General features: G+C 63.2%; 18 protein-coding genes. 7 read left to right on the top strand and 11 right to left on the bottom strand.

Annotation, left to right across the window (positions count from 1 at the left end; all coding sequences use genetic code 11):
* Positions 1-2: 2 nt before the first annotated feature.
* The 4 genes from EKO19_RS25405 to EKO19_RS25390 form a co-directional block, all read right to left on the bottom strand.
* Entirely contained in the window at positions 3-3146 is a 3144-nt protein-coding gene (locus tag EKO19_RS25405) for an amidohydrolase family protein (RefSeq protein ID WP_129779799.1), read from the bottom strand.
* Positions 3146-6379 (bottom strand): TonB-dependent receptor, encoded by a 3234-nt coding sequence (locus tag EKO19_RS25400; protein ID WP_129779797.1) that lies wholly within the window; start codon positions 6377-6379, stop codon positions 3146-3148. Before EKO19_RS25400 ends, EKO19_RS25405 begins: the two co-directional genes overlap by 1 nt.
* Positions 6380-6506: 127 nt before the next feature.
* Positions 6507-7511, bottom strand: coding sequence for a FecR family protein (locus tag EKO19_RS25395; RefSeq protein ID WP_175597186.1), 1005 nt, complete (start codon positions 7509-7511; stop codon positions 6507-6509).
* Positions 7504-8052, bottom strand: a complete 549-nt coding sequence (locus EKO19_RS25390) for an RNA polymerase sigma factor (protein ID WP_129779793.1) — start codon at positions 8050-8052, stop codon at positions 7504-7506. Before EKO19_RS25390 ends, EKO19_RS25395 begins: the two co-directional genes overlap by 8 nt.
* Before the next feature lie 208 nt (positions 8053-8260).
* Here EKO19_RS25390 and EKO19_RS25385 point away from each other — a divergent pair, with 208 nt between their 5' ends.
* From EKO19_RS25385 to EKO19_RS25375, 3 genes are all read left to right on the top strand, one after another.
* Entirely contained in the window at positions 8261-11146 is a 2886-nt protein-coding gene (locus tag EKO19_RS25385; protein ID WP_129779791.1) for an ATP-binding protein, read from the top strand.
* A 406-nt stretch (positions 11147-11552) separates the two neighbouring features.
* A complete protein-coding gene (locus tag EKO19_RS25380; RefSeq protein WP_129779789.1) occupies positions 11553-11846 on the top strand; it encodes a glycine zipper domain-containing protein in 294 nt (97 codons plus the stop codon).
* Between the two features lie 18 nt (positions 11847-11864).
* Positions 11865-12503: a DUF6515 family protein gene (locus tag EKO19_RS25375; RefSeq protein WP_175597185.1), complete on the top strand. Its 639-nt coding sequence runs from the start codon at positions 11865-11867 to the stop codon at positions 12501-12503.
* A gap of 89 nt (positions 12504-12592) precedes the next feature.
* Here the strand turns inward: EKO19_RS25375 and EKO19_RS25370 are convergent, their stop codons facing one another.
* The 5 genes from EKO19_RS25370 to EKO19_RS38925 form a co-directional block, all read right to left on the bottom strand.
* Entirely contained in the window at positions 12593-13315 is a 723-nt protein-coding gene (locus EKO19_RS25370; RefSeq protein ID WP_129779787.1) for an oxygen-binding di-iron domain-containing protein, read from the bottom strand.
* On the bottom strand, positions 13312-14268 hold the full coding sequence (locus EKO19_RS25365) for an NmrA/HSCARG family protein (protein ID WP_217705574.1): 957 nt from the start codon (positions 14266-14268) through the stop codon (positions 13312-13314). The genes EKO19_RS25370 and EKO19_RS25365 overlap by 4 nt, the downstream gene beginning before the upstream one ends.
* Positions 14269-14285: 17 nt before the next feature.
* Positions 14286-14852, bottom strand: coding sequence for a c-type cytochrome (locus EKO19_RS25360; RefSeq protein WP_129779783.1), 567 nt, complete (start codon positions 14850-14852; stop codon positions 14286-14288).
* A gap of 4 nt (positions 14853-14856) precedes the next feature.
* A complete protein-coding gene (locus EKO19_RS25355) occupies positions 14857-15906 on the bottom strand; it encodes a hypothetical protein (RefSeq protein ID WP_129779781.1) in 1050 nt (349 codons plus the stop codon).
* A gap of 108 nt (positions 15907-16014) precedes the next feature.
* Positions 16015-16251 (bottom strand): response regulator transcription factor, encoded by a 237-nt coding sequence (locus tag EKO19_RS38925; protein WP_217705573.1) that lies wholly within the window; start codon positions 16249-16251, stop codon positions 16015-16017.
* Between the two features lie 225 nt (positions 16252-16476).
* On the opposite strand from EKO19_RS38925, the gene EKO19_RS25345 reads away from it, so the two are divergent.
* Together EKO19_RS25345 and EKO19_RS25340 are read left to right on the top strand one after the other, a co-directional pair.
* On the top strand, positions 16477-17496 hold the full coding sequence (locus EKO19_RS25345; RefSeq protein ID WP_217705572.1) for a phosphotransferase: 1020 nt from the start codon (positions 16477-16479) through the stop codon (positions 17494-17496).
* 12 nt (positions 17497-17508) lie between these two features.
* On the top strand, positions 17509-18744 hold the full coding sequence (locus EKO19_RS25340; RefSeq protein ID WP_129779777.1) for an aspartate aminotransferase family protein: 1236 nt from the start codon (positions 17509-17511) through the stop codon (positions 18742-18744).
* A 20-nt stretch (positions 18745-18764) separates the two neighbouring features.
* Here EKO19_RS25340 and EKO19_RS25335 read toward each other — a convergent pair whose 3' ends face one another.
* The gene (locus EKO19_RS25335) at positions 18765-19805 is read right to left on the bottom strand and encodes a right-handed parallel beta-helix repeat-containing protein (protein WP_129779775.1); all 1041 of its coding nucleotides are present in this window, start codon (positions 19803-19805) and stop codon (positions 18765-18767) included.
* A 120-nt stretch (positions 19806-19925) separates the two neighbouring features.
* On the opposite strand from EKO19_RS25335, the gene EKO19_RS25330 reads away from it, so the two are divergent.
* Together EKO19_RS25330 and EKO19_RS25325 are read left to right on the top strand one after the other, a co-directional pair.
* The gene (locus EKO19_RS25330; protein WP_129779773.1) at positions 19926-20909 is read left to right on the top strand and encodes a LysR substrate-binding domain-containing protein; all 984 of its coding nucleotides are present in this window, start codon (positions 19926-19928) and stop codon (positions 20907-20909) included.
* Between the two features lie 110 nt (positions 20910-21019).
* Positions 21020-22402, top strand: coding sequence for a P1 family peptidase (locus EKO19_RS25325; protein WP_129779771.1), 1383 nt, complete (start codon positions 21020-21022; stop codon positions 22400-22402).
* 30 nt (positions 22403-22432) lie between these two features.
* On the opposite strand, the gene EKO19_RS25320 is transcribed toward EKO19_RS25325, so the two are convergent.
* A complete protein-coding gene (locus EKO19_RS25320; RefSeq protein WP_217705571.1) occupies positions 22433-23809 on the bottom strand; it encodes a peptide MFS transporter in 1377 nt (458 codons plus the stop codon).

Genomic DNA, 23809 nt, shown 5'->3' with positions numbered 1-23809 from the left:
TTTCATTTGCCCGCCGCAGGCGCCGACAGCGTATCGCCGTCGTACAGCACGCCATTGCGCATCACGTATTCGATGGAGTTCGCGTTGGCGATGTTGTCCAAGGGGTTCGCCCCGAGCACCACCAGATCCGCCAGCTTGCCCTTCTCGAGCGAGCCCAAATCCTGTTCGACACCGATGATCCGTGCGCCATCCCGCGTCGCCGCTCGCAGAATCTCGGCCGGCTGCATGCCGCCCATGGCCATCATCTGCAGCTCCCAGTGATAGCCCAGCCCCTGCACTTCACCGTGGTGGCCGACGCCGACCAACCCACCGGCGCGCTGAATCTTCGCTGCCTGCGCCGCCATCGTCTTGAATGTGAACTCATCCTCTCGCGCCCACACCCGACGCCGCGCACTCAGTTCCAACAATCGACTCCGCGGATAAAAGCGGTTGAGCTTGGCATCGTTCTGGATGTCGACCCGCGCCAGGAAATATTCGACGCCAGCCAAACCATAGTGCGTGATGTTGAGCGTCGGCGTATGTGATGTCTGCATTCGCGCGAACACCTCGACCACGTCTGCGTAGAGCGGCGAATCGATCAGCGCATGCTCGTTGCCGTGCATGCCGTCGAGCGCATGCGTGATCGCGAGGAACGGATCGCCAAAGCCTTCGTTCGTCGGCATCAGGCCCAACTGTTCCGACGCCAGTACGATCCATTGCCGCTGCCGCCGGTTGCCGGGCAGGTACGCCTTGAGGTTGCCGGTCCGGTAGTCCTGCTTGTAGCGACGCAGATAAGCCAGCGTCTCTTCGTAAGACTGGAAGTTGGTCTCGAACGTCTTGTAGTTGTTGATCCCGAACACGCCGGGGCCGACCATGAACGCGCGCGGACCGATCGTTTGTCCGGTCTCCACCATGTCCTGGTACACGAAGTTCTCGGCGTGATTCGTCTGCACGTCGAGGCCGGTCGTGACGCCGTACGCGAGATTGGCGCGCAGACTCCAGTTATTCGGATCCTGGATCTCGCGGCTGTTGAATTTCCAGTGCGAGTGCACGTCGATGAAGCCCGGGACGATGAACTTGCCTGCAACATCGATGACACGAGCGTCGCTCGGAATCCCGATGCTGCCTCGTGGCCCGACGCCGACGATTCGATTGCCGTCGATGACCACGTCGGCATTCGTCACGACGTCCGCCGCCGCCGGCGCCATCGGAATGACATTCGCCCCCCGAAGCACCAACCTTCCCTTCGGCGTTGCCCGCGGCAGGCTCAGCTTGACCGGAAAGGTCTCGGGCGCATTGCTACCACCGACAGGCTTGCGATACACAGTCGAACCGACTGCCCAAGCGACCGACTTGCCGTTCTGCGTCCAGTCGAAGAAATCCGCACCGAACTCGGTCAAACGAACGGCCGTGGGATGGTCTCCATGCACATCGATCGCCAGCGTGGGCTCGCCCTGAGGCAGCGACTTCACCCACCAGACTTGTTTATCGATGAGGGCCAGCGCCGCATCCGCTCTGGGACTCACAACGATCCGCTCCGCCGTCGGCTGACTGTTGCTTCGAGCATCGAAACGACCTGTGATGCGCAGGTGCGTGCGCTGATCGGTGCCGTCGTAGCGAATCGAGTACAGCGCGTGACCGTCCGTCGTGTAAACGCGCTGCGGATCGTTCGCGAAGTGCGGATAGCGACTCGAATAGGACGCGGCAATCACATTCGCGGCGCCGCCACTCGCCGGGATCCAGATCAGATCGAGCGGAATCCGCAGCAACGCGCTCTCCGCCGTATTCGCCAGCATGCGCGCGTTGCCTCGCATGGCGAGCACGCGCTGACCATCGGGAGAGAACGCCAGATCGGTATAGAACGCGGCATTCGTAGTGAGCTGCCGGGCATCGCGGCCGTCGGCACGCACCTTCCAGATCTGTCCGCTATCGTGTGACCAGACGACGTACGCCAGCCACTCGCCATCCGGCGACCATACGGGCTGATATTCCAAAGCGTCGCCGCGGGTCAATCGCTTTGGTGTCGCCCCCGCCCGCGCCGGCATCACATACAGCTTGGTCAGCATCGACAGGGCGATGCGCTGTCCATCGGGGGAGAAACCGGGCGACTGGGCGATGCGCGCCCTCACCGGCCCCTGCTCCACGCGCTGGGGCTTGTGCAGCTGGGGCCCGACTTCCAAAGAGACCTCGGCCCTGAACCCAACCTCTCTCGACATGCCGTCGCGCAATCGAACGCGACGGATCTTTCCACCCGCGCTCAACAGCAGCGACTGGTCGTGATTCGTGAGCACATAACCAGGCAAATGATCACCGCGAAGCACGCGGCCATATTCCTGTCGGTCCTGCTGGACCGTTCCAGTCAGTAGTGCGTCGGCGCCTGAGACGAGATCGCGCCGTCGCAGAACCGTCTTGCCTTCTTCACGGGATGCATAGATCAGGAGCTTGCCGTCGGCGGACAGCACCGGCCGGGTACCGCCACCCCGCCCATTGGTCAATATTTCCAATGTGCCGCGCGCCAGCTCCAGGCGCCGGATCTGCGCAATGGGCATGCCGAAGCGCGTCTCATCCGACGGATCTCGCTGCGCGAAATAGAGATATTTGCCGTCTCGAGACAGCACGCCGCCCGAGCCCGTCACCGGCTTGCCGTCTTTGTCCTTGATGTCGGTGACTTCGCCGGACAGCGAATAGAGACGAAACTTCGCTTCCGCTGGCAGATGCGCCGTCGCTTCGGCGACCAGCACCTGCCGACTGTCCGCCGTCCAGGACGGCGCAATCGCAATCCCCTGCGGATTGCGAGACAGCTGGCGAACCGTGCCATCCGCCCGACGCATGAGCCAGAGATTGTCGTCGCCATCGCGATCGCTGATGAAGGCGATCCACTGGCCGTCGGGCGAAATGCGCGGCTGGCTGTCAAAGGGAATGCCCCGGGTCAATGCGACGGCCGTGCCTCCGGCCGCCGGCATGCGATACAGGTCGCCGAGCAGATCGAACACCACCTGCTCGCCGTTCGGTGTCTGGTCCACCGACATCCACGTGCCCTCTTCGACCGTGAAGCTCAGCGGTCGCGTGTGCCCCTGCAGAGGCAACGAATCGCCATCGGCGCCGGCTTGCGCCAGCGCCGACAGAGCAAGAAGCCCGCAGATCGTCGCGATCTTCGCCAGACGCATCAGAAACGCTTGCTCAACGTCAGATAGTAGTTGCGCAGGCGCCAGTCGCCGAACGGGCTGTAGTAGTTGCTGTTGAGGTAGTACGCATCGAACGGCGGCGTCTTGTCGAACACGTTCTTGATGCCGGCCTGGACCGTCATCCCGCCCAGCATGCCCTCGCCCTCGAACTCGTAACCGGTGTAGATATCGTGATACATCTGACTCGGGATGGTGTTGCCGCCCTGGGCCAGAGTGTAAGTGGTCACGCCGCCGATGCTGTACTGGTCGTAACCGCCGTAGTACGTCGTCATCCAGCCGGCGTTCCAGTTGTTACGGGTCCAGTTGAGCGACAGATTGCCGCGATACTGCAGCGGCCCGAGATACGCGATTTGATTCACGATATCCAGCATCGGCGCATCGAGCGCGGCCTGCGTCTTGAACGACAGTACCTTGGTGCCGCCCAGGCCGATGGCCAGCGCACCGAATGAGCCCAGGTCCAGCCGATAGCTCATGCTCAGATCGACGCCTTCGGTCTCGCCCTTGTTGGCGTTGAACATGCTGTAGTCGACGAACGTGAGCACGCCCACACCGTACGGATCGCCGGCTTGCACCGGTGCGCGCACGATGCGATCGCCGAAGCGGCTCTCGTTGTTCAGAATGATGTTCGGATTGCCGGGATTGATGATGACGTTGTCCTGTTCCAGCCGATACCACTCCACGTTCATCCGAAAGTCGGGCAGGAACGTCGGCTCGAAAATCAACCCGACATTGAGGTTCTTGGACTCCTGCGGCTTCAGATTGGGATTGCCGCCCGAGGTGTACTCGATCGTGGTCAGCTGATTGCCGCGACGAGGATCGATGACGTTCGTGGTCTGCGGCACGCCCGCGGACAGCACCAGAGACACGTTGCCCGGCACCAGTTGGCTGTAGGTCGGCGGCAGGAAGGACGTGCCGTAGCTGGCACGCAATGTCACATCGTCGATCGGCTTCCAGCGCAAGCCGATGGTCGGATTGGTGGACTGCAGATCCGTGTTGAAGCGCACGCGCTCCTGATTGGTGGCGATGAACGATGCCGCCGAGGGTTCGACGTATTGAAACGGCGTGCCCGAGCCGATCGAGAAATCTTCCGTGCGCACCGACAACTGCGCATCGAGCAGGCGCACCGCCGGAACATCCATGCTCTCGCTCACCAGCGGAATGTTGGCTTCGGCGTAGGCGCTCTTGATGGTCTGCGACTGTCCGAAATATTTCCGGTACTGAGTGTCGTTCGGATAGTTCGGCTTCTGGTTGTAGAAGTTGCCGTCGCGCAGACTTTCCTTGCGATGACCCAGGCCGATGGTCAGCATCGCGGCACCGGCGGGCAGGTCGAACACGGGACCCGCGATGCGCAGGTTGACGTCGCCCAGCGTGCCATCCTGCGAGCTGCCGAACGTGCCGCGATACTTCGACAGATCGAGCGGCGCGACATTGGTATCGACGAATGGATTGAGCGTGCCGTTGAGCAGATCGGCGTTCATGCCGACCAGGCTGTAGATGAAGCCGCCGTACTTCATGCGGCTCTCGCTCCAGGTGTAGTCGCTCGACAGCATCCATTTACCCGGCAGCTTGAGCGTGAAGCCCACGGTCGCACGACGGTCGAGGCTCTTGGCTTCGTAGTCCTCGGTGTAGCCGTCGGGAATCGATACGATCACGGCTTGCTGGAAGGGATTGATCGGCGAGGCCGCCGGCACGGTCAGCACGTTGTTGAACGAGCTGTAACCCGACGTGACCGCAGTGTTGCTGCTCCAGTAGAAGTCGGCGAACACATTCAATGAGTCCGTCATTTCGCGTTGAAAGCTCGCCATCACCGTGCTCAGCTCGGGCGCCGAGCCGACCGAGCGTCGCAGACCCGTAGTCGGATGCGCCGTGTTGGGCAGATTGGTGTTGTACGCGCCGGCGGTCGCCGCCAGCAGCGCAGGATTCGACGTGGAGGTGTAGCCCGCCGGAATCGACGCGATCGTCGAGTTCAATGGCGTGCCGTTGTCCAGGACCAGGTTGGCGGTCGTGGCCGAGCCGATATTGGGGGTCGCCCCGAAGAACGGGCTGGTGCGCAGAATCAGCAGCGACGGATTGTTCTGGAGAATCCGGTTGACGCCCCGCTGCAGCAGCTCAGGTCGATCCGCGTTGGTCAGCGTGTCGCCTTCGGAATAAAGACCGCTGAAGGAGATGTGCGTACGGCCCTCTTCCAGAGAAAAGCCGTAGCTGCCGCCGACGGTGCTGGTCGGCGCATCGCCGTCCAGCACGTTCGCGTAAGCCGCACGAACGTCGCCGCCCTCGAAACCACGTTTGAGCACGACGTTGACCACGCCGCCGACGGCACTGCCGCCGTAGATCGCGGCGGATGAAGATGGCAGCACTTCGATACGCTCGATGGCGCTCGGCGGAATGCTGTTGAGGTTGGGCTGATAGGTGCCGCTGAACAAACCGGGGCTCGCCGTGCGACGACCGTTGATCAGCACCAGCGTCTGGTTGTCCCCCAGGCCGCGCAGATTGATCGAGCTGTTGTTGCCGCGAAAGCTCGCTGACTGCTGCGAGAAGGTCAGCGCGGCCGTATTCATCGACAAGCCACGCTTCAGGAAATCCTCGACGTTCACCGCGCCCGACTGTTCGATCTTGCCGGAGTCGAAAATGTAATAGGCCTGGGCATCGTCCTCGGTGCGCACGATGTCGACGTTCACCGAACGCGAGCCCATCACCAGAATTTCAGGCACGCCACGCAACGCCGGATTAGTGGATTCGTGCTCGGTCGTGTCGGCAGATGGGTTCGATTCCGAGGCGCTGCTGATTTCCGCAGGCCCACCCGACGTGATGGCAGCAGTGCGAGTGAAGCGCGCGTCGCCGGCGTGCAGGCTCGTTACTGGAGTCATGGCTCGCGGGCGAATGGTCGCCGCGTTGTCCTGGCTGTAGACCACTTCGAGGTTGGTGCCGTCCAACAGTCGCAACAGCGCGTCCTGCTTCGGCATCTCGCCGCGCACCGGATGCGCCGTCAACTTGTCGACGACGTCGGGGTTGTACAGCAGTTGCATGTTCGCCTGATCGGCGAACGCCTTGAGCGCGGCCTTCAGCGGCTGCGCGGGAATGTTGAATTGAATGGGCTGCGCGGCCTGCGCGAATACAGTCGCGGAAATTCCGAGCGCCGTCGCCAATACGCTTGCCTGCAACGCGCGGCGGACACTCTCGCGGACTGTGCCAGTCGTACCCGTCTTCTGGTTCATCGACCTGTCTCCCCGTTTCTTGTCATGCCATAAAACGGTCCATCTGATGAACCGCCTTGCTGACCAAGAACCGCGGCAGGTCCGAATCCCCCAATCCCAAATAGATCAGTTGTATTGATCCTTGAGATCAGTCGACATAAATCCTGTTGTCACCTTCGCTGCGCACTTGCAGGCCGAAGCCATCGCGCAGCATGCTCAGCAGCGCATCGACGCCCTGCGGATTGGTGCGGAACGTGCCACCCACCGGCAGGTCGCGAGTGCGCTCGCTCAATTCGATGCGCAGCGGCGAGTAACGACTCAACTCGTCGACCACCTCGTGCAGCGGCCGATTCTCAAAGTAGGCCGTACCGCCACGCCAGGACACTTCGCGAGCAACGTCCGTTACTGCGAGGGCACGCATATGAGTGACGGGCCCACGCAGATCCGCCTGTTGTCCAGCATCCAGCTGTGAGGTCTGCATCTGAGACAGCGCGCCGTCGGAAGGCGCATCGACGATCGGCGTGCCGGCCGCCACTTTCACTCGTCCTTCGCTGACCGTCACGCGCACGTCGTTATCGCGCTTATAAACATTGAACGCGGTACCGACCGCTCGCACCCAGGTTCGATCGGCGACCACCCAGAACGGTCGGGAGGTATCATGCGCGACCGTAAAGAACGCTTCACCGCGATCCAGTCGGATCACACGCGCCCCGTCGCTGTATTCGATTCGAGCCGCGCTATTGCTGTTGAGCTCGAGCACCGAGCCATCGGACAGCTTGATCGACGCTTGCTGACCGATATCCGTGGCAAACGTCGCCGGCAGACGCAAATGCCACCAGCCCAGCAATGCGATCGCGCAGATCATCGCGGCAGCGGCAATCGCAGCTCCATACCGTCGCTTCGGCGTCTGTGTCGCCGACTGCATGGCGTTACCAAACGATACCGCGCGCACGGTGCGCCCGGCGAAGACGAATTCGCGCCAGGTGCCCATCAGCTCATCATAGGCCCGCGCATGACGGGCACTGGCCCGTCGCCATTCCTCGAAACGTGCGTAGTCCTCCGCACTCACGTCGTCGGATTGTAGACGCGCGATCCAGTCACTGGCCTCGCGCTCGGCCTCCTCGACACTCGGGAGCCGATGAACTTCACTCATGGCGGTCCATCTCCTGCCTTCCTGACATCTCATAGCGGCGACGCAGAAAGGCGTGCGTGTCACGCAGTCCCCGCGAGATGTGCTTCTCCACCGTCTTGGTGGAAATACCCAACTGATCCGCGATCTCCTTGTAAGAGCACGCGTTGAACACTTTCAGCGCGAACGCCGCCCGGCATTGCGGCGGCAGATGTTCGATCGCCGCCTTCAACAGCGCCGCCGCCTCGTCCGCGACCAGCCGGTCTTCGGTCGAAGCACCATCGCTGTGGAGCGCGCCCAGGTCATCGACGTCGGCCACCGAATCGGTCTCGGCGACGCGTTGATGCCGGCGCGCATTCCAGACCAGATTGCGCGCCGTCACGAACAGGAAAGCTTTGGGCGTGCGTACTTCATCGCCCTGCTCCAGGGTGCGGGCATAGGCCTCCTGCACGATGTCCTCGGCCGAGTCGTTGGATCGGGTCAGACGACGGACGTAACGAAGCAATCCCGAGCGGGTTTCGGTGACGAAGCTGGAAAAGCGGGCGTGGGGGGTCTTCAACGGCATGATGCGTGGCCAACTTTGAGCCGAACGACGCCCCCAAATCAATACCTTATCGGACTCCCGCGACCGCCCTGCCAGGCCTGGCGCACGGGCGTCTTCGCAGATAGGACACCTGAGCGGAGTTTTTCCCCCACACTATATTGAACGGGCCCGGTTCCGGACTCAGTCTGCGGGCGCTATCCTCGCCCCTCCCCAGCCGGATGCCCCGGTCATGAATTCTCAACACAGCGGGATCACAGCGTTCGGGCCGTTCCGACTGTCGCCGGTGGCTCGCGTCATCGAGCGCGATGGTGTGCCGCTCGCGCTGGGCGATCGCGCGCTCGATATCCTGATCGCCCTGGTGGCACGCGCCGGTGAAATCGTCAGCCACCGGGACTTGATTGCCCACGTCTGGCGCGATCTGGTGGTCAGCCCCGGCACCCTTCGCGTCCACATGAGCTCGCTGCGCAAGGCGCTGGGGGACGGCGATGGCGGCGCGCGTTACATCGAGAACGTGACCGCCCAGGGCTACTGTTTCGTTGCCCGGGTTACTCATGAGCCCACAGCCCCACCGCCAGCGGCGCGGGCCGAGTTCCCCGATGTCGCCCGCAAACGGCTGCTGCTGCCGTCGAAACTGAGCAACATGGTCGGGCGGGAACATATGGTGCGCGAGATCGGCGAAGACCTGATCGCCGAGCGCTTCATCACCATCATCGGTCCAGGCGGCATGGGCAAGACCACGGTCGCCATCGCCGTCGCCCACGACATGCTCAAAGAGTTCTCGGACGCGGTGTGCTTCGTCGATATCGGCGCGATCGAAGATGCGAAGCTGGTCGCCGCGACCGTCGCGGCGTCGCTGGGTCTGTCGGTACAGACCGCGGATCCGACGCCAACGCTCATCGAGTACCTGCGAACGCTACGCATGCTGCTGGTCATCGACAATTGCGAGCACGTGATCGATGCCGTCGCGACCTTGCTCGAAACCATTTTCAGGCAAGCCCCGGGCGTGCACCTTCTCGCCACCAGTCGCGAAGCTTTGCGCGTCGAAGGCGAGCACGCCTGCTGGCTGCCGGCACTCGCAAACCCTTCGCCCGAGTCCAGCATGAAAGCCTGCGACGTGCTGCAGTTCCCAGCCGTGCAACTGTTCATGCAACGAGCGAGCGCGAGCGGTCATCGTTTCAAGCTGGACGATGAGACCGCACCGCTCGTCGCCGGCATCTGCGGCAGGCTCGAAGGGATTGCGCTCGCCATCGAGCTCGCCGCCGGGCGCGTCGGCAGTCATGGCATCGCGGCCACCGCCGATCTGTTGAACAGGAATCTCGGCCTCGATTGGCACGGACGACGTACCGCACTCCCGCGCCATCAAACATTGCGTGCGTTGCTCGACTGGAGCTACGGGCTTCTGCCCGAGACCGAACAACTGGCGCTGCGCCGGCTATCGGTGCTGGTCGGTGCCTTTACTCTCGACGCCGCTTGCGCCATCGCGCAGGGCAGACCGTCAAATCAGGCGCCGATGCTGAGCACGCTCGATGCGCTGGTCGCCAAGTCCCTCCTGTCGGCCCTGGTCGGCGACGATGGCACTGAACGCTATCGGCTGCTCGAAACGACGCGCATGTATGCCCGGGAAAAACTGCAAGAGAGTGGCGAGTTCACGCTCGCCGCTCAACGTCACGCCGAGTATTTCGCGAAGCTCCTGAACGCTCGCCATGGTGGGTACGTCGATCTCGAGTACACGGGCCGCGCGCACACGCTGAGAGAACATCTTGGCAACGTGCGTGGCGCGCTCGAATGGTGTTTTGCGCGAGACGAACGAGCGGCGGATGCGACGCTCGCGGTCGACCTCGCCGCGGCGGCCGCTCCCGTGTTCTTCGAGCTCTCTTTGTTGAGTGAAGCCTATAAGTGGAGCGCCGCTGGACTCGAAGCGCTCGATGCAGCCACGCGCGGCAGCCGGCGCGAGATGCTATTGCAAAGTACCTGGGCCATTTCCTCGATGTGGCTGCGAGGGAACAGCGAAGACGTGCTGACCGCCCTCACGCGTGGCATACAGCTGGCGCACCCTCAGGATGAACCGGAGCAGCGCTTGCGGATGCTCGCGACACGACACTTGTTTCTAACACGCATCGCCGACTTTCGCGGCGCGCTGGCCGCGGCGAAGGAATGGGATGTCGCGGCCCGCCAGGCTCGCGATGTGACTTGCCTGGCGATTGCGGATCTGATGCAAGGTGTGGCCAGACACTTCCGCGGCAATCAAGCAGCGGCGAGAAGGCACTTCGACTCGGGATTTGCTCGAGCCGGTGAACGGAATCTGCAATTGTGCGGTAACGATCATCGGGTGCGAGGCCTGATCTCGCAATCCCGCACGCTGTGGCTCTCAGGCCTGCCGGAGCGCGCGATCGCAACTGCCCGGCTCGCCGTCGCCACTGCATCGAGATCCGGGAAGCCGCTCGATACCTGCTTCGCACTGGTCTTCACGACGCCTGTGTATTTGTGGTGCGGCGAGTGGGATGCCGCGCACGGCGTTCTCGAACAACTGATCAACCACACCCATTGGCCCATGCTGAAACCCTTCCACTCCATCGCGGCGGCGATGCAAGGCTCTTTGCTCATCGGTCGCAAAGACCCCGAGCAAGGAATACCGATGGTCCAGGCCGCGCTTCAGGTGATGAAGAATGAGCGACAGAACGTCGCCAGAACGCTTGCTGCGTGCTCGCTCGCGGAAGGATTGATCATGACGGGTCGATGCGAGGAAGCACTCGTCGTCATCCGCAACACGCGACGCGATGCTGTGCTCGGCGCAGAAGGCGCGTTCTTGCCCGAGCTGTTACGCCTGCAAGCTCGGACGCTGCTTGCCATGTCTGAAGCCAACGAAGCGCAGGCCGAGCGTCTGCTGGCTCGATCCTGCATGATCGCGCGTCGGCAGTCCGCATCGTCCTGGGAACTGCGCTCGGCGATCGATCTGACCCGCATTCGTGCGCGACGAGGCGATGGCGTAGCGGCTCGTCAATTCCTCTCGACCCTCTACGATCGATTCACCGAAGGGTTCGCGACTCAGGATCTGCAGGCAGCAGCACAGTTGCTGGGCGCACTCGAGCCACTCGCGTCGCGGGCCGCCGTCTAGGCTTCGACAGCGCAAAGCTGCGCAAGTTGCCTGAACGAAAAACCCGCCCGAACAATTGTTTACAACCTGTCGCACGCGCCTGCGCGATGCTTGCAGTCACGATGTCACGCCCCAGGTGAACCTCGTGGACACTGTGAAACAAACTTTACTTTCCATAGCCGCATGCCTGAGTCTCGGCGCATGCGCATCGACACCTCCGACGGTCAGTAGCCCGCCGCCGCCACCGGCGCCTGCCCCCGCGCCACCACCTCCTGCGCAGGACTCCGTCGTCTACGCATACCCGCTCCGGGATCAGACGCCGGAACAACAGGACCGCGACCGCTACGAGTGTCATCTCTGGGCCGTGAAGCAATCCGGCTTTGATCCAAGTGCGCCGAATCTTCCAGAACGCTCTCGCATTCGAGTAGTGCGAGCGTCCGGACCGCCCAGCTCGATCCCCGGTGCCGCCATCACCGGTGCCGTGCTCGGCGCCATCATCGGCGGCCCGCACGCCGGTGGCGAGGGTGCCGCGGTCGGCGCCATTGCCGGCGCTGCGGTTGGAGCAGCGACGGACGCACAGCGCGACCAACGCACTCAGGAGATTGAGCAGGCACGCAGCGATGCGCAACGAAGCCGCGACGCCGCGGTCGAACAGAAAGCGGGCGACTATCGCCGGGCGATCGCCGCCTGTTTCGCCGGCCGCGGCTACAGCACGAATTGATCGAGAGCAGTTCCCGTCATGAATACGCGAATGAGTTTCAGCTGGTTGGCGTGCGCGGCGTTGTGTCTCACTCAGATTGCTCACGCCGCGCCGGGCCGCGGGCGCGACGACGGTCCCGACCGTCATTATCCCCGCGAAGGCCACGTCGTCCGCTCGCTACCGTATGAACGACACGTAGTCGTCGCTCCTGGCGGCAGCCGTTATTTCTATTCTCGCGGCGTCTGGTACGCACCTCGTGGACCGAGCTACGTCGTCGTCCACGCGCCCATCGGCCTGTACGTGCCGGTGCTACCGCCCTTCTACACCACTCTCTGGTTCGGCGGCGTGCCTTACTTTTACGCCGACAACAGCTATTACCTGTGGCGCGAGCAACAGCACTCCTATGAAGTGGTCGATCCGCCCGAGCAAACATCGGGCGCCGCGAGCTCGAGCAGCGCCGGCAGCGACGAGATCTTCACCTATCCGAAGAGCGGCCAGTCGGCGGATCAGCAGGCCAAGGACCGTTATGAATGTCATCGCTGGGCGAAGGACGAAACTCAGTTCGACCCGACGCAGCCGGGCGGCGGCGTCGCCGACAATCAGAACGCCAGCAAGCGCGCCGACTATCGCCGGGCGATGACGGCGTGTCTCGAAGGACGCGGCTACAGCGTCAAGTAACGGCCGGCAACCCGAAGGACTCACCACGCGAGGTCCGTTTGTCCCTGCACCTCGCAGGACCTGCAGCACCGCCATCGCTTACCAATCAGCTAGACCAGCCGGCTGCCCAACGCTCGCAACAGTCCGGCGCCGTCGCCCTGCCACGCACTGCCGTGCATGCACGCCAGCGTCGTGGGCTGCTGATCGGCCAGTTTGTCCAGGACGGTTGCGGTTTGTGGCGCGTGGGCGAAGTAATCCATCGGGCGACGGAACGCTTCGCTCGGCTCCAGAATGTCATCGGTGGTGAGCGCTCGCTCGCCCTTGCCGCCCTGAGTAAACAAGTCGCCGCAGAAGAACGTCCGCGTCGTCATTTCCATCAACAAGCCGCACTCCCACGAATGCGGAACGTGCGGCGTGTAAAACCAACGGAACCGGCGCCGGCCGGTGACGAACTCCTCACCATCGGCCAACGCCCGTGCCGGCCGATCGGAGAAATCGCCGATGCTGGTCATGGCCGCCACCTGGCTGCAGAAAGGCACGGCCTGCGGGGCCGCCGCGAGGAATGAATTCAGAGCACCGCACTCATCCGCCTCGAAATGCGACAGGCCGATGTGCCGGAGGCTTTGGATCGGGACGACGCTGGCAACCGCCGCCTGCACGACCGGAAACAAGCCGCGCTGGCCGGTATGAAACAACACCGGCTCATCGTCGACGACCAGGTATTGATTGAAGTTGAAGGCCCGGCCCGGACCGATGGCAACGGGCGTATTGATCCGATAGATGCCCTCGCCGATCTCCTGAATATTGGTGCCGGTGGTAGTGTCGGTAATCATGGTTTCTCCTGCAGCGATGCTCGCAGACCATCGCGGTGAAGGGCGAGCCATTGGCCGAAGCTCAGCAGCCCCGGATGCAGCTCGCGCGATAATGCCACTGGCCGCTGCGCACGGAACTCCGCGTTGAAATCGCACTTGTATTGAAACATGTTGGCCAGATCCTCCGCGCCTGGAAAGCCGAGTTGCGCATAAACGGCGTGGGGCATCGTCACATGTCGTACCGGCTCTCCCAAGACCTTGGACAGTTCGGCACTCATTGCACTGCCCGTCAGGTGTTCGCCGGCAATGCCCACCGTCTGCCCGATGAACCGCGACCCGCGTTTGAATATCCCGAACGCACAGGCACCGATGTCCACGGCCGCGATACCCGGCAGCGGGTGCTCGCCCATCGGCAACAGAAAAATCAGCGAGCCTTCCTCACCCCGCCTTGGCCCCATCCCGAAATGAATCAGGTTGTCCCAATAGAAAGAGGTCCTCAGCAACGTCGTTGGCAATCCGCGAAACAACGCGTCGGCCTCCCCCTTGGCATCGAAGTGCGGCACCTTGTAACGCTGCATGAGCGTGGGCATGCGCTTGTCGTGCAGAGGCACCCGTTCGCGCGTGTCTTCGAGCGTCGACCAGACGACGTGGGCCACGTCAGCCCGACGCGCCGCGTCCACGATGTTCTGGGCCTGGGAATATTCACGCTCCGGTGAGAAGTGCTCCCAGAAATTGGTCACCGCAAACAGCCCGTGCGCCCCTTTGAATGCACGCTCCAGGCTCGCGGGATCGTCCAGATCGCCGAACACGACTGCCGCGCCCTTCGCAGCCAGCTCACGAGCCGCTGGCGAATCGGTCTTGCGGCTGATCGCCCGCACTTCGAACTCGCGATCGGGATCGGCAAGGATCGAGCGCACCAGACCGCCACCTTGTGCACCGGTGGCTCCAACGACGGCAATGATCGGCTTGGTCATGATTGAATCCTCGGACGTTAGTGTTCCGTCGCCGCGGCGGTCCCAGTGGCCGGCGGCGGCAGCGGCTGAGGCACGCGGTTGCTGATCGCAGGAATCGTCTGCAGATAGGCGAAGACCGCTTCCAGATCAGCATCGGTCATTTGTTTGTACATAGGAATGGGCATGGGCGGCAGGATGGGCCGGCCGCGACCGAGATGACGGCCGCTGCGAATCGTGTCCTTGAAGTTGCGCAGCGTCCAACGCCCCAGCCCGGTTTCCGGATCGGGCGTGAGATTCGCGGTGAAGCTGACGCCCCACGGCCCGGCCCATGCGGTGTTGGTCGCTGCGAAAGACGATGTCCACGGGCCTGGCGGCAAGCTCGGCGCGGTCGGCATCTGCAGCGATTCCGGGTGACCGGACAGCATCAGACTCATGTCTGGCTCAGGTCCCTTCGGCCCGAGCTTCAGCGGTGTGTGGCAATCATTGCAAGCAGCAATGGTGACGAGGTATTTGCCACGGCTGACTTGGTCGTCGGCGGTCGCGACGCCGAGCATGAGCACATACGCCGGAACAATCATGAGGAACGAGGCGGCGACGGATTTCATGAGATTACTCCCTGGAGGTGGATGGATTCTTGTCTTGATCGATCCAGCGCGCGATCAGCGCCAGACCTTCGGAATCGGGGATTGCCGTGCCGAGCGGCGGCATCTGAACGCTCGCGTCGCGTGATCGCATTCTGATCAGCAATGCGCTGTTGTGAGATGCGCCGGGCGAAACGAGCGGCACGGCGGCGGTCGTCCCCGGCAGGCGAAACTGCGACGATGAAGAGCGCAGCGACTGCAAGACTTTCTCCGTGCTGGCTGGATCGGTGACGTCTTGAGCCAGCTGCAGATCGACGGGCACCGATGCATCCGAGGAATTCGTATGACACTGACCGCAGTTGCCATGCAGATAGCCCAACGCGGCGCGCTCTGTCGGCGACGCGGCGCTGATCCGCGGCGGTGTTTTGATCAAGGACGTCGGCAGGTTCCTCACCAGGCCGCGTTCGATCAGCTTGCGCAGATCGACATCGTCCGCCCGCAACGATTCCGCATGTACTGCCAGCGGATCGCGATCCGACGACAGCTGCAGCGCGCTGAACCCCAGCACGGGCACGGCAGGTCCCTCATGACAGGCGCGACAATCCAGCTCGGAGGGAATGGAATATTGCCGGGGCTCGGTGCCGTTCAGCGTGAGCGAAGCAATACCCTCGCCCGATGCGAGCACGGCGTCTTGCCCATCTTCGCTCCAAATGTAGGTCGCGTATCGCCACGAACCGTCCGCAAGACGCTCGATGAAACGCGTCTCCACCCGGCGCTCCAATCGGAACTCCTTCCACAACCGTGTGCCTCTCGGAAACTCCCAGGCCGAAGGGCGGCTCGCATCGATGAAAGTGCCGGGCGGCAGATAGATCCAACGCCGCTTGATCGCACCATCGGACCACAGCGGGTACTGCGGAGTGAAGGACAAGACGCCCGCTCGTACCTCGCTCGTCGAGCCTTCGACGAACAGGCCGGTGTCACTCAGCCGGTCGGGCAACGGTCCTGCGCCAGCAGAAACAACGAACACCATGCCCGCAAGAGCAGTGATCGCCGCGGCCATGAGAACTTTGAAGCTCATGGCGGAAATGATGCCTCCGTGCCGGGGCACGAACATCGCCTTCAATGGGCTATGCGCGTGGTCTCAATGGGCCATGCCGCGGGCCATGCCCGTTAGTACCAGCCCCGCTCAGGCCTGACTTCGATAGGTCTGCGCCGCTTCAGCCCGCGACGCGACGCCAAGTTTGTCCAGGATGTTGGCGACATGTCGCTTCACGGTATGCGGACTGAGGTCAAACGCACGTGCAATAATTTTGTTTGTATCGCCCGAGGCAATGCGTTGAAGGATTTCCCGCTCGCGGACTGTCAGTTGGTTCTGGCAGTCGGTAACCGCCTGCGCCAGCCGACGTTCGAGCGTCGAACGCACGACAAAATGCCCTCGCGAGCGTGGCGGCCGGATCTTGTGTGCGCGAATGCCGAGGATGACATATGGACTGCGCTGTAGGTTTTTCCGCGTGATACCGAGGGATCGGCGGGCGTAACACTCACTAAAAGAGCCATGAACGTCACCCGGTCGGTGCGCACGGCACACCGGGACACGCGGCGGATACACTTGTTCGACGAGCCCGCTCCGGGCGTTAATTCCGAGGCCATGCGAACAGAACTCAGTGAACTGCTGTCGGGCATGACCGCCCAAGCGGCCCCGGTGTCGACCCGGCACGCCGAGCGGATTGCACTCGATCACTACGGGATCGAGGCAATCGCCCAGCGCCTGACCGGCGAGCGCGACGAAAACTTCCAGTTGCAGACCCCGGATGGCGCGATGTACGTGCTCAAGATCGCGAATCCCCTGGAGGAACGCGCATTTCTGGAGCTGTTGACGGCCGCGCTGCTGCACGTCGAGCAGGCCGATCCGACGCTGCCTTGCCCGCACGTGCATCGAGATCTGTCCGGTCAGTCTCAAACCGAGGTACGCGACGAAGATGGCGCCGCCCGGTCCGCACGCATGCTGACCTGGGTCGCCGGCAAGCCTCTGCGAATGGCGCAGCGGTCGGCCGAACAGCGCCGGCATTGCGGCCAGCTCGCCGCGCGACTGTCGCTCGCTCTGCGAGACTTCTCACATCCCGCCGTGCATCGCCCGATCGTCTGGAATCTTCGCCATCTGCCGAAGATGCAGAAACTGCTCGAGGAACTGCCCGACTTCCCGCGCGCCGATCTGATTGCAGAATTCATTGCGCACTTCCAGACCGACATCGCCTCCCGCCTCGCCACGTTGCGCCAGCAAGTGACCCATAACGATCTGAACGATCGCAACATCCTGGTCGCCGACGGCGACGACCGTCGGATCGCGGGCATCATCGACTTCGGCGATACGGTCCACACCGCGCTGGTCGCCGATGTCGCCATCATGATGGCCGAGCAGATCCGTGAACCGCACGAGGCCGAGCAGGTCGTCGCCGACTTGCTCGCGGGCTACGAAAGCGTTACGCCGCTGCAGGAATCGGAGCTGGCGATACTGCGTGAACTGATCGTCGCGCGCATCGTAATGAGCGCGGTGATTCCGTCGTGGCATCGTCATCGCAATCCCACCAACACCCACTACGCCAGAGTCACCCGCGACTTCGTCAGCAAACGAATGCTGATCGCCGAAACGCTGCTGACCACTGCTTGAGAGACCTGTCCGATGTCGAGCTCATCTTCCAGGACCGCCGACCTGCTCGCACGCCGCAGACGCCTGCTCGCCCCCACCTACGGGCTCTTTTACGAAGAGCCGGTGCACATCACGCGCGCCTCGGGCGTATGGATGTATGGACCGGACGACCGCGCCTACCTGGATGTTTATAACAACGTGCCGGTCGTCGGCCATTGTCATCCTCATGTCGTCGCAGCGTTGGCCCGTCAGTCCGCGCTGCTGAATACACACACGCGCTATCTAACCGACAAGCCCATCGAACTGGCGGAGCGGTTGCTTGCAACCTTCCCGCCGGAGCTTGCGACGGCGATCTTCACCTGCACCGGCAGCGAATCGAACGACCTCGCCATTCGTGTCAGCAAGGTGGCGACCGGCGGCACGGGCGTCATCGTGACTGAGTGGGCCTATCACGGCACGACGGAAACGCTGGCCGGCATGTCGCCTTCCTCAGGCACCGGCCGTCTCGGCACGCACGTCTACACGGTGCCGGCCCCGATCGATCCGGAAAGCGCAGGCCAATTCGCCGCCCGAGTGCAAGCTTGTATCGAAACGATGCGCGCGAATGGTGTGAAACCCGCGGCATTGCTGGTCGACACGATCTTCTCGAGCGACGGCGTCGGCTCGGATCCGCCGGGATATCTGGCTGCAGCGGCCGCGCACATACGCGCCGCCGGCGGATTGTTGATTGCTGATGAAGTGCAGCCGGGCTTCGGTCGCACTGGCCACTCGATGTGGGGCTTTCAGCGGCACGGCGTCGTGCCGGACCTGGTAACCATGGGCAAACCCATGGGCAACGGACATCCCATCTCGGCGCTGATTGCACGCCCGGAAGTGATTGCGGACTTCGCGCGACAGACGCGCTACTTCAACACCTTCGGTGGCAACACCGTCGCGTGCGCCGTTGCGTTGGCCGTGCTCGATGTCATCGAGCAGGAACAACTCATCACGAACGCTCGCGAGATCGGCGCACAGCTACGTCGCGGCCTGGAGGAGCTCGCGTCACGTCATCCGACGCTCGGCGCCATTCGCGGCGCCGGCCTGTTCATTGGAGCGCAGATCACCACGGGCAGAGCTGAGACGACGCGCATCGTCAACGCGCTCCGTCAGCGTGGCGTGCTGATCGGCTCGGCCGGTCGCAACGGTGACGCGCTCAAGATCCGACCGCCACTGGTCTTCAAACAAGAGCACGTCGACCAGTTGCTCGACACGCTGGCGCAGGTGTTGTAACGCCCGCGCCGTCGATTGCGTCAGCGCAGCCCGATTTGCGACGGGCTGCTCACTGGCGTACCGAAGTCCGGATCGCCCTTGCCCGCCAGCGGCGACTGCGGCTGCTGACGATACTCCGCATCGAGCTTCGGATCCTGCTCGATCACGTTCGGGCCCTTGCGCACCGACGCCGCATCCTTCGTGAGCATCGCATTCTCGTTGCCGAACAGCGCGCTGTAGCCAAGCCAGATCTTGCTATTGCCCAGGGCGTGCGCGGCATAGGGCTTGTTGTTCACCACGATCGAGTTGGTCACATAGATCGACGCGTCGTGCTCGGTGTACAGGCCGTCGTCGATGTTCCGATCGATGACTGAGTTCGCGACGTGCGCGGTCGAGTTGTCGTAAGCCGCGATGGCGCTGGAATCGTTGCCACGGATCACCGCGTTGCTCAGGCGCAGATAGGCCGTTTCGTGCAGCCAGATCGCGACGTGTCCATCGAGGATGCGCAACCCGTCGACGTCCAGAATGGTGTCGCCGCGACCGGTGAGGCCCATCTTCTGATACTTCTCGATGGTCACATCGTGCAGGCGCACGCGGCTGTCCATCGCGAAGATGCCGTGGCCTTCGTAGATTTCATCTTCCTCAACGTCGAATTTGAATCCGGTCAGGGTAAGGCCGCGCACCTCGAGGTTGGCGCGATTCACGACGATGCCGGTGCTGCGCGGGCCCGTGCCGCCGTCGAGCACGACGCCGGGCTCGCCCACCAGGCTCAGTCGCTTGCCATCGATCACGACGAAACCGCGAATCGTATGGATCCTGTAGGGCACGTCTCGCACTGCCGTCGCGCTGTAAGTACCGGCGCGCAGCTGGACCGTATCGCCATCCGCTGCCGCATCGATCGCGGCTTGAATCCCTGAGCCACCTGCAAACGCGCAGTCCGCCGCCATGTTGGCCGTCGGGCACACGATGTGAGTATGGGGACCGGTGCCGGGCGTCGCGGACACGGTCTCGATCGGGCGCGGCGCGCAGCCGGTCAGGACGCTCGCGATCAAGACGGCGATCAGGCTCGTTCGTTGGGGCATTCGGGTTCTTGCTGCAGTTCGATGAGCGCCTTATGTTGGCAGCCGCCGCGCGTTGGGAAGATGCGAAGTTGGTCACTCCTGGTGCCGGAGGATCACCGCTGTGACACAATCGGAACCAAGATGGGCGATGAAAAGACTGAGCTGTACGTCCCGAGTCCAAGGCTGCCGCCTCGCAAGGGACTCCCGCCGTTCGAGGCGCTACGGGCGTTCGACGCCGTGGCCCAACTCGGCGGCGTTCGCAAAGCCGCCGACTACCTGTACCGCGACCAGACCGTCATCAGTCGTCATCTGCGCACCGTCGAGGACTGGGTCGGCGCCAAGCTCATCGTGCGCACGCCGTCGGGCAGCATGCTCACCGAGCAAGGCTCGCAGTACCACAAGCAGATTGCCGCAGCCATCGATGCGATCGCCGCCGCCACCGCGGATCTGGTCAAGCGTGGCGATACCGGCAGCCTGCACATCCGCTGCATGCCCGGCTTCGCGTTGCATTGGTTGTCACGTCGGCTCGGCAGCTTCGAGGAATCTCATCCGGGCTTCTACACCGTGCATCCGGCCGAACGCCGCCCGGACTTTCTGAGCTTCGACGCCGATGTCGAAATCCGTTTCGTCGCCGGCTACAACCACGAGTCGGAGCCGCCGGAGGAATTCCGCAGCTCGCTGATCGTGCATTCGCCCGTGCTCGCTGTGGCGAGTCCCGAGTATCTGGCGCGCAGCGCCCCGATTCATGAGCCTCACGACCTGCTCCAGCATCAGCTGTTACATGAAGAGAGCTTCGATCGCTGGCGCAACTGGCTGGGCTCGTATCAGGTTAAGGACGCCGCCGACCTGACCGGTCCGCGGTTGTGGCAAGGACATCTGACGCTGCACGCGGCCTGCCAAGGGCGCGGCATCGCGCTCGCCAACTATGTGATTGCCAGCGAAGACCTCGCCGCCGGTCGGCTGGTGGATGTGGGCGCTGACAAAGCCGGCTTTCAGCCGCAGGCCATGGGCACCTACTATTTCATCGCCAAAGCCAATCGCTGGGACTCTTCTCTCATCCGCCGCTTCCGTGACTGGCTCACCGATGCCGTGCGTGCCGACTTTCCGAATCTGAAAACTTCCTAGCCACCTCGCGGTGTGCCGCGCTCACCACGAGCGGCGCGGCATCCCAAACTTGGGCGTGGCTTTGGCGTCATCATCGGTGCACCACCCTGGTTTGCTCACTTGGAGGCGACATGATCGTCCGGCGATCGCTGCTCATTGCTCTGGCCGTCACCGCAACTCTTTCTGGCGTCGCCCGCGCCGCCGACGATCAATCGTCGTTGCAACCGGTGCTGAACGCCGGCGACAACGTGCTCAAGTTCGACTGGCCGGCCGTATCGGTCGGCACCGGCGAATATGAAGAAGGGCCCACGGGCGTCACCGTGTTCCGCTTCGATCGACGCGTGCATGCGGCGGTCGACGTACGCGGCGGCGGTCCTGGGACAGTGAATACAGACTATTTGCGCATCGGCTATGAAGTGCCGGAAGTGGACTCCGTCGTGTTCTCCGGCGGCTCGTGGTACGGCCTCGAAAGCACGACCGCCGTGGCAACCGCACTCAAGGATGACCATATTCGCGACGGCATCTGGACCAACCTCGCGCTCTCCGTCGGCGCCATCATTTATGACTTCGGCGATCGACGCCTCAACGAGATCTATCCCGACAAGCGTCTCGCACAGGCCGCGGCACGCGCCGCCCGACCCGGAATGTTTCCTTTGGGCGCGCATGGCGCGGGCCGCATGGCGAAGACCGGCCACATCTTCGATTGCGGCGCGTACTCAGGCCAAGGCGGTGCCTTCAAACAAATCGGCGATTTGAAGATCGCTGCGTTCACCGTGGTCAACGCCGTCGGCGTCGTCACGGATCGCGAAGGACGCGTCGCCGCCTGTTATCGCGATAAAGACTGGCCGCAGGGCGAGCTGAAAACGGCGGAGCTGTTCAGCGCCTTTCCCGCCAGCAGCCAGCAAGGCGCGTGGCGGCCCATGGCTCAGAAGCTCGATGCCAAGCGCAACACCACGGTCAGCCTGGTCATCACCAATCAAAAGCTGGATCGCGCGCGACTGGAGCGTCTCGCCACGCAAGTCCACTCTTCCATGGGCCGCGCCCTGCAACCGTTCGCGACGGAGCTCGATGGCGACGTGCTCTACGCGGTCTCCACGGCCGAGCTGCAGGGCCCGGTCGATGAATCCCCCACTCCCAACGTGGATCTCGACATCATCGCTTCAGAACTGATGTGGGACGCGGTGCTGGCCTCGATCCCGGCGCAACAGCCCATCAGGCAGCCCGATCCAAACGTCACATTCAGCACCGCACAGCTGCGCGTTTTCGCCGGCGAGTACGTCTTCAGTAACAATGTCAGCGTGCGCGTCACTGTCGAGGGGAACAAGCTGATGGCGCAGGCGAGCGGCGCGCGTGCGGCGTTCGCGGTCCGCAAGGAGACGGTTGAATTGTTGCCCGCCTCGAAGACGGAATTCGTCGTGCCGGGCCGCTATCCGACGACGCTGAGCTTCGCCGGGAAAGGCAAGCTCGTGCTCAATCCCGGCCACTGGCAGCAGGTCGGCTCGCGCAGGAAATAGCGAGCCTCGTCGCTTTGTGCCGAGCTGCGGCTAAGCGAGCCGCAGCTCGCGTACGAAGCGATGTTTGCAGATCAGGATCACCACGCCGCCACCGATGCCGATGGCCGCGTGCAACAGCCAGAACACGCTCGGCTGCAATGTTTCATAGAAGCGCCCCAGCCAGCCGCTGACGATGCCGCCGATGAAGATGCCCAGATAATACGAGCCCACCAGCATCGCATTCACCGCGGCCGGCGCTGCCCGCGACACCAGCGACAACGCGATCGGCGCCGCATACAGATAACCGGCGGCGACCAGGAAGTGAAACACCACGGGCCAGCCGACCAGCACGCGGCCATCGACCGCCAGCGCCTGCCCCAGGCTCAGCAGGACGCACGACAAACCAAAGAAGCCGCAGCCCAGCGCGATCTTCACGAGGTCGGTGGGCTCGGCCGCCCGCTTCGACTGCCAGCGCCAGAACAGCACGGTGAATGGCGCGAGCACCAGCACCGCCAGCGCATCCAGCGATTGAAACCAGGTGACGGGAATGGTGAAGCCGAACAACTCACGATCCACGACATCGCGCAGCCACAGCGGATAAATGTTCCAGACCTGCGCCTGGACGATCCAGAACGTCGACGTCAACGCCAGCAGCGCGAGCAACGCCACGATCACCCGGGCATCGCCGGGCGCGAGTGACACACGAGCGCCGCCGGCATGACGCGGCGAATCGGGTGGCAAATATCGACGGCCCGACAAATAGATCACGATGCCGAGCAACATGCCGAAGCCAGCCGCCGTGAAGCCATAGTGCCAGCCATACAACTCACCGAGCGAGCCACACACCAGCGGAGATATGAACGCACCGATGTTGATGGCAGTGACGTAGGCGGTGTAAGCACTATCGCGTCGACGATCGTCCTTCGCATACAACGCACCCACCTGCGCGGCCAGATTGCCCTTGAGCAGACCGGAACCCAGGATCAACGACAGCAACGCGGACAGGAACGCCGCCTCGAAGGCCATCATGAAATGGCCCGCCGCCATGAGCATCGCGCCCGCGAGCACGGCGCGAGTGCGTCCGATGAGACGGTCGCCGATCAAGCCACCGACGATGGGCGTGAAATAAATGAGCGCGACATACAGGCCGAAGATCTGCGACGCGAGCGCCTGCGTCGACAGCTCACCGAACACACTTTCGAGCGCCGCCTTGAATCCCGCGAAGCCAGCAATGCCTTCCACTGCGCCCGGCTGCAACAGGTAGCCGGTCATGTACAGCATCAGCAGCGCCTGCATGCCGTAGAACGAGAACCGCTCCCACGCCTCGGTGAAAAAGATATAGGCCAGGCCGCGAGGATGGCCCAGGAACTCACCGGCCACGGCTGGGCGTGGCACGGCGGCGTCGCTTTCCAGGTTGGCGGTATTCAC

Origin of the sequence: Peristeroidobacter soli (genome assembly GCF_004138485.1) — a bacterium.
Classification (GTDB): Bacteria; Pseudomonadota; Gammaproteobacteria; order Steroidobacterales; family Steroidobacteraceae; genus Steroidobacter; species Steroidobacter soli.
Note: the sequence above shows the minus strand (reverse complement) of the source record. Positions and strands in the feature narration are given on the sequence as shown.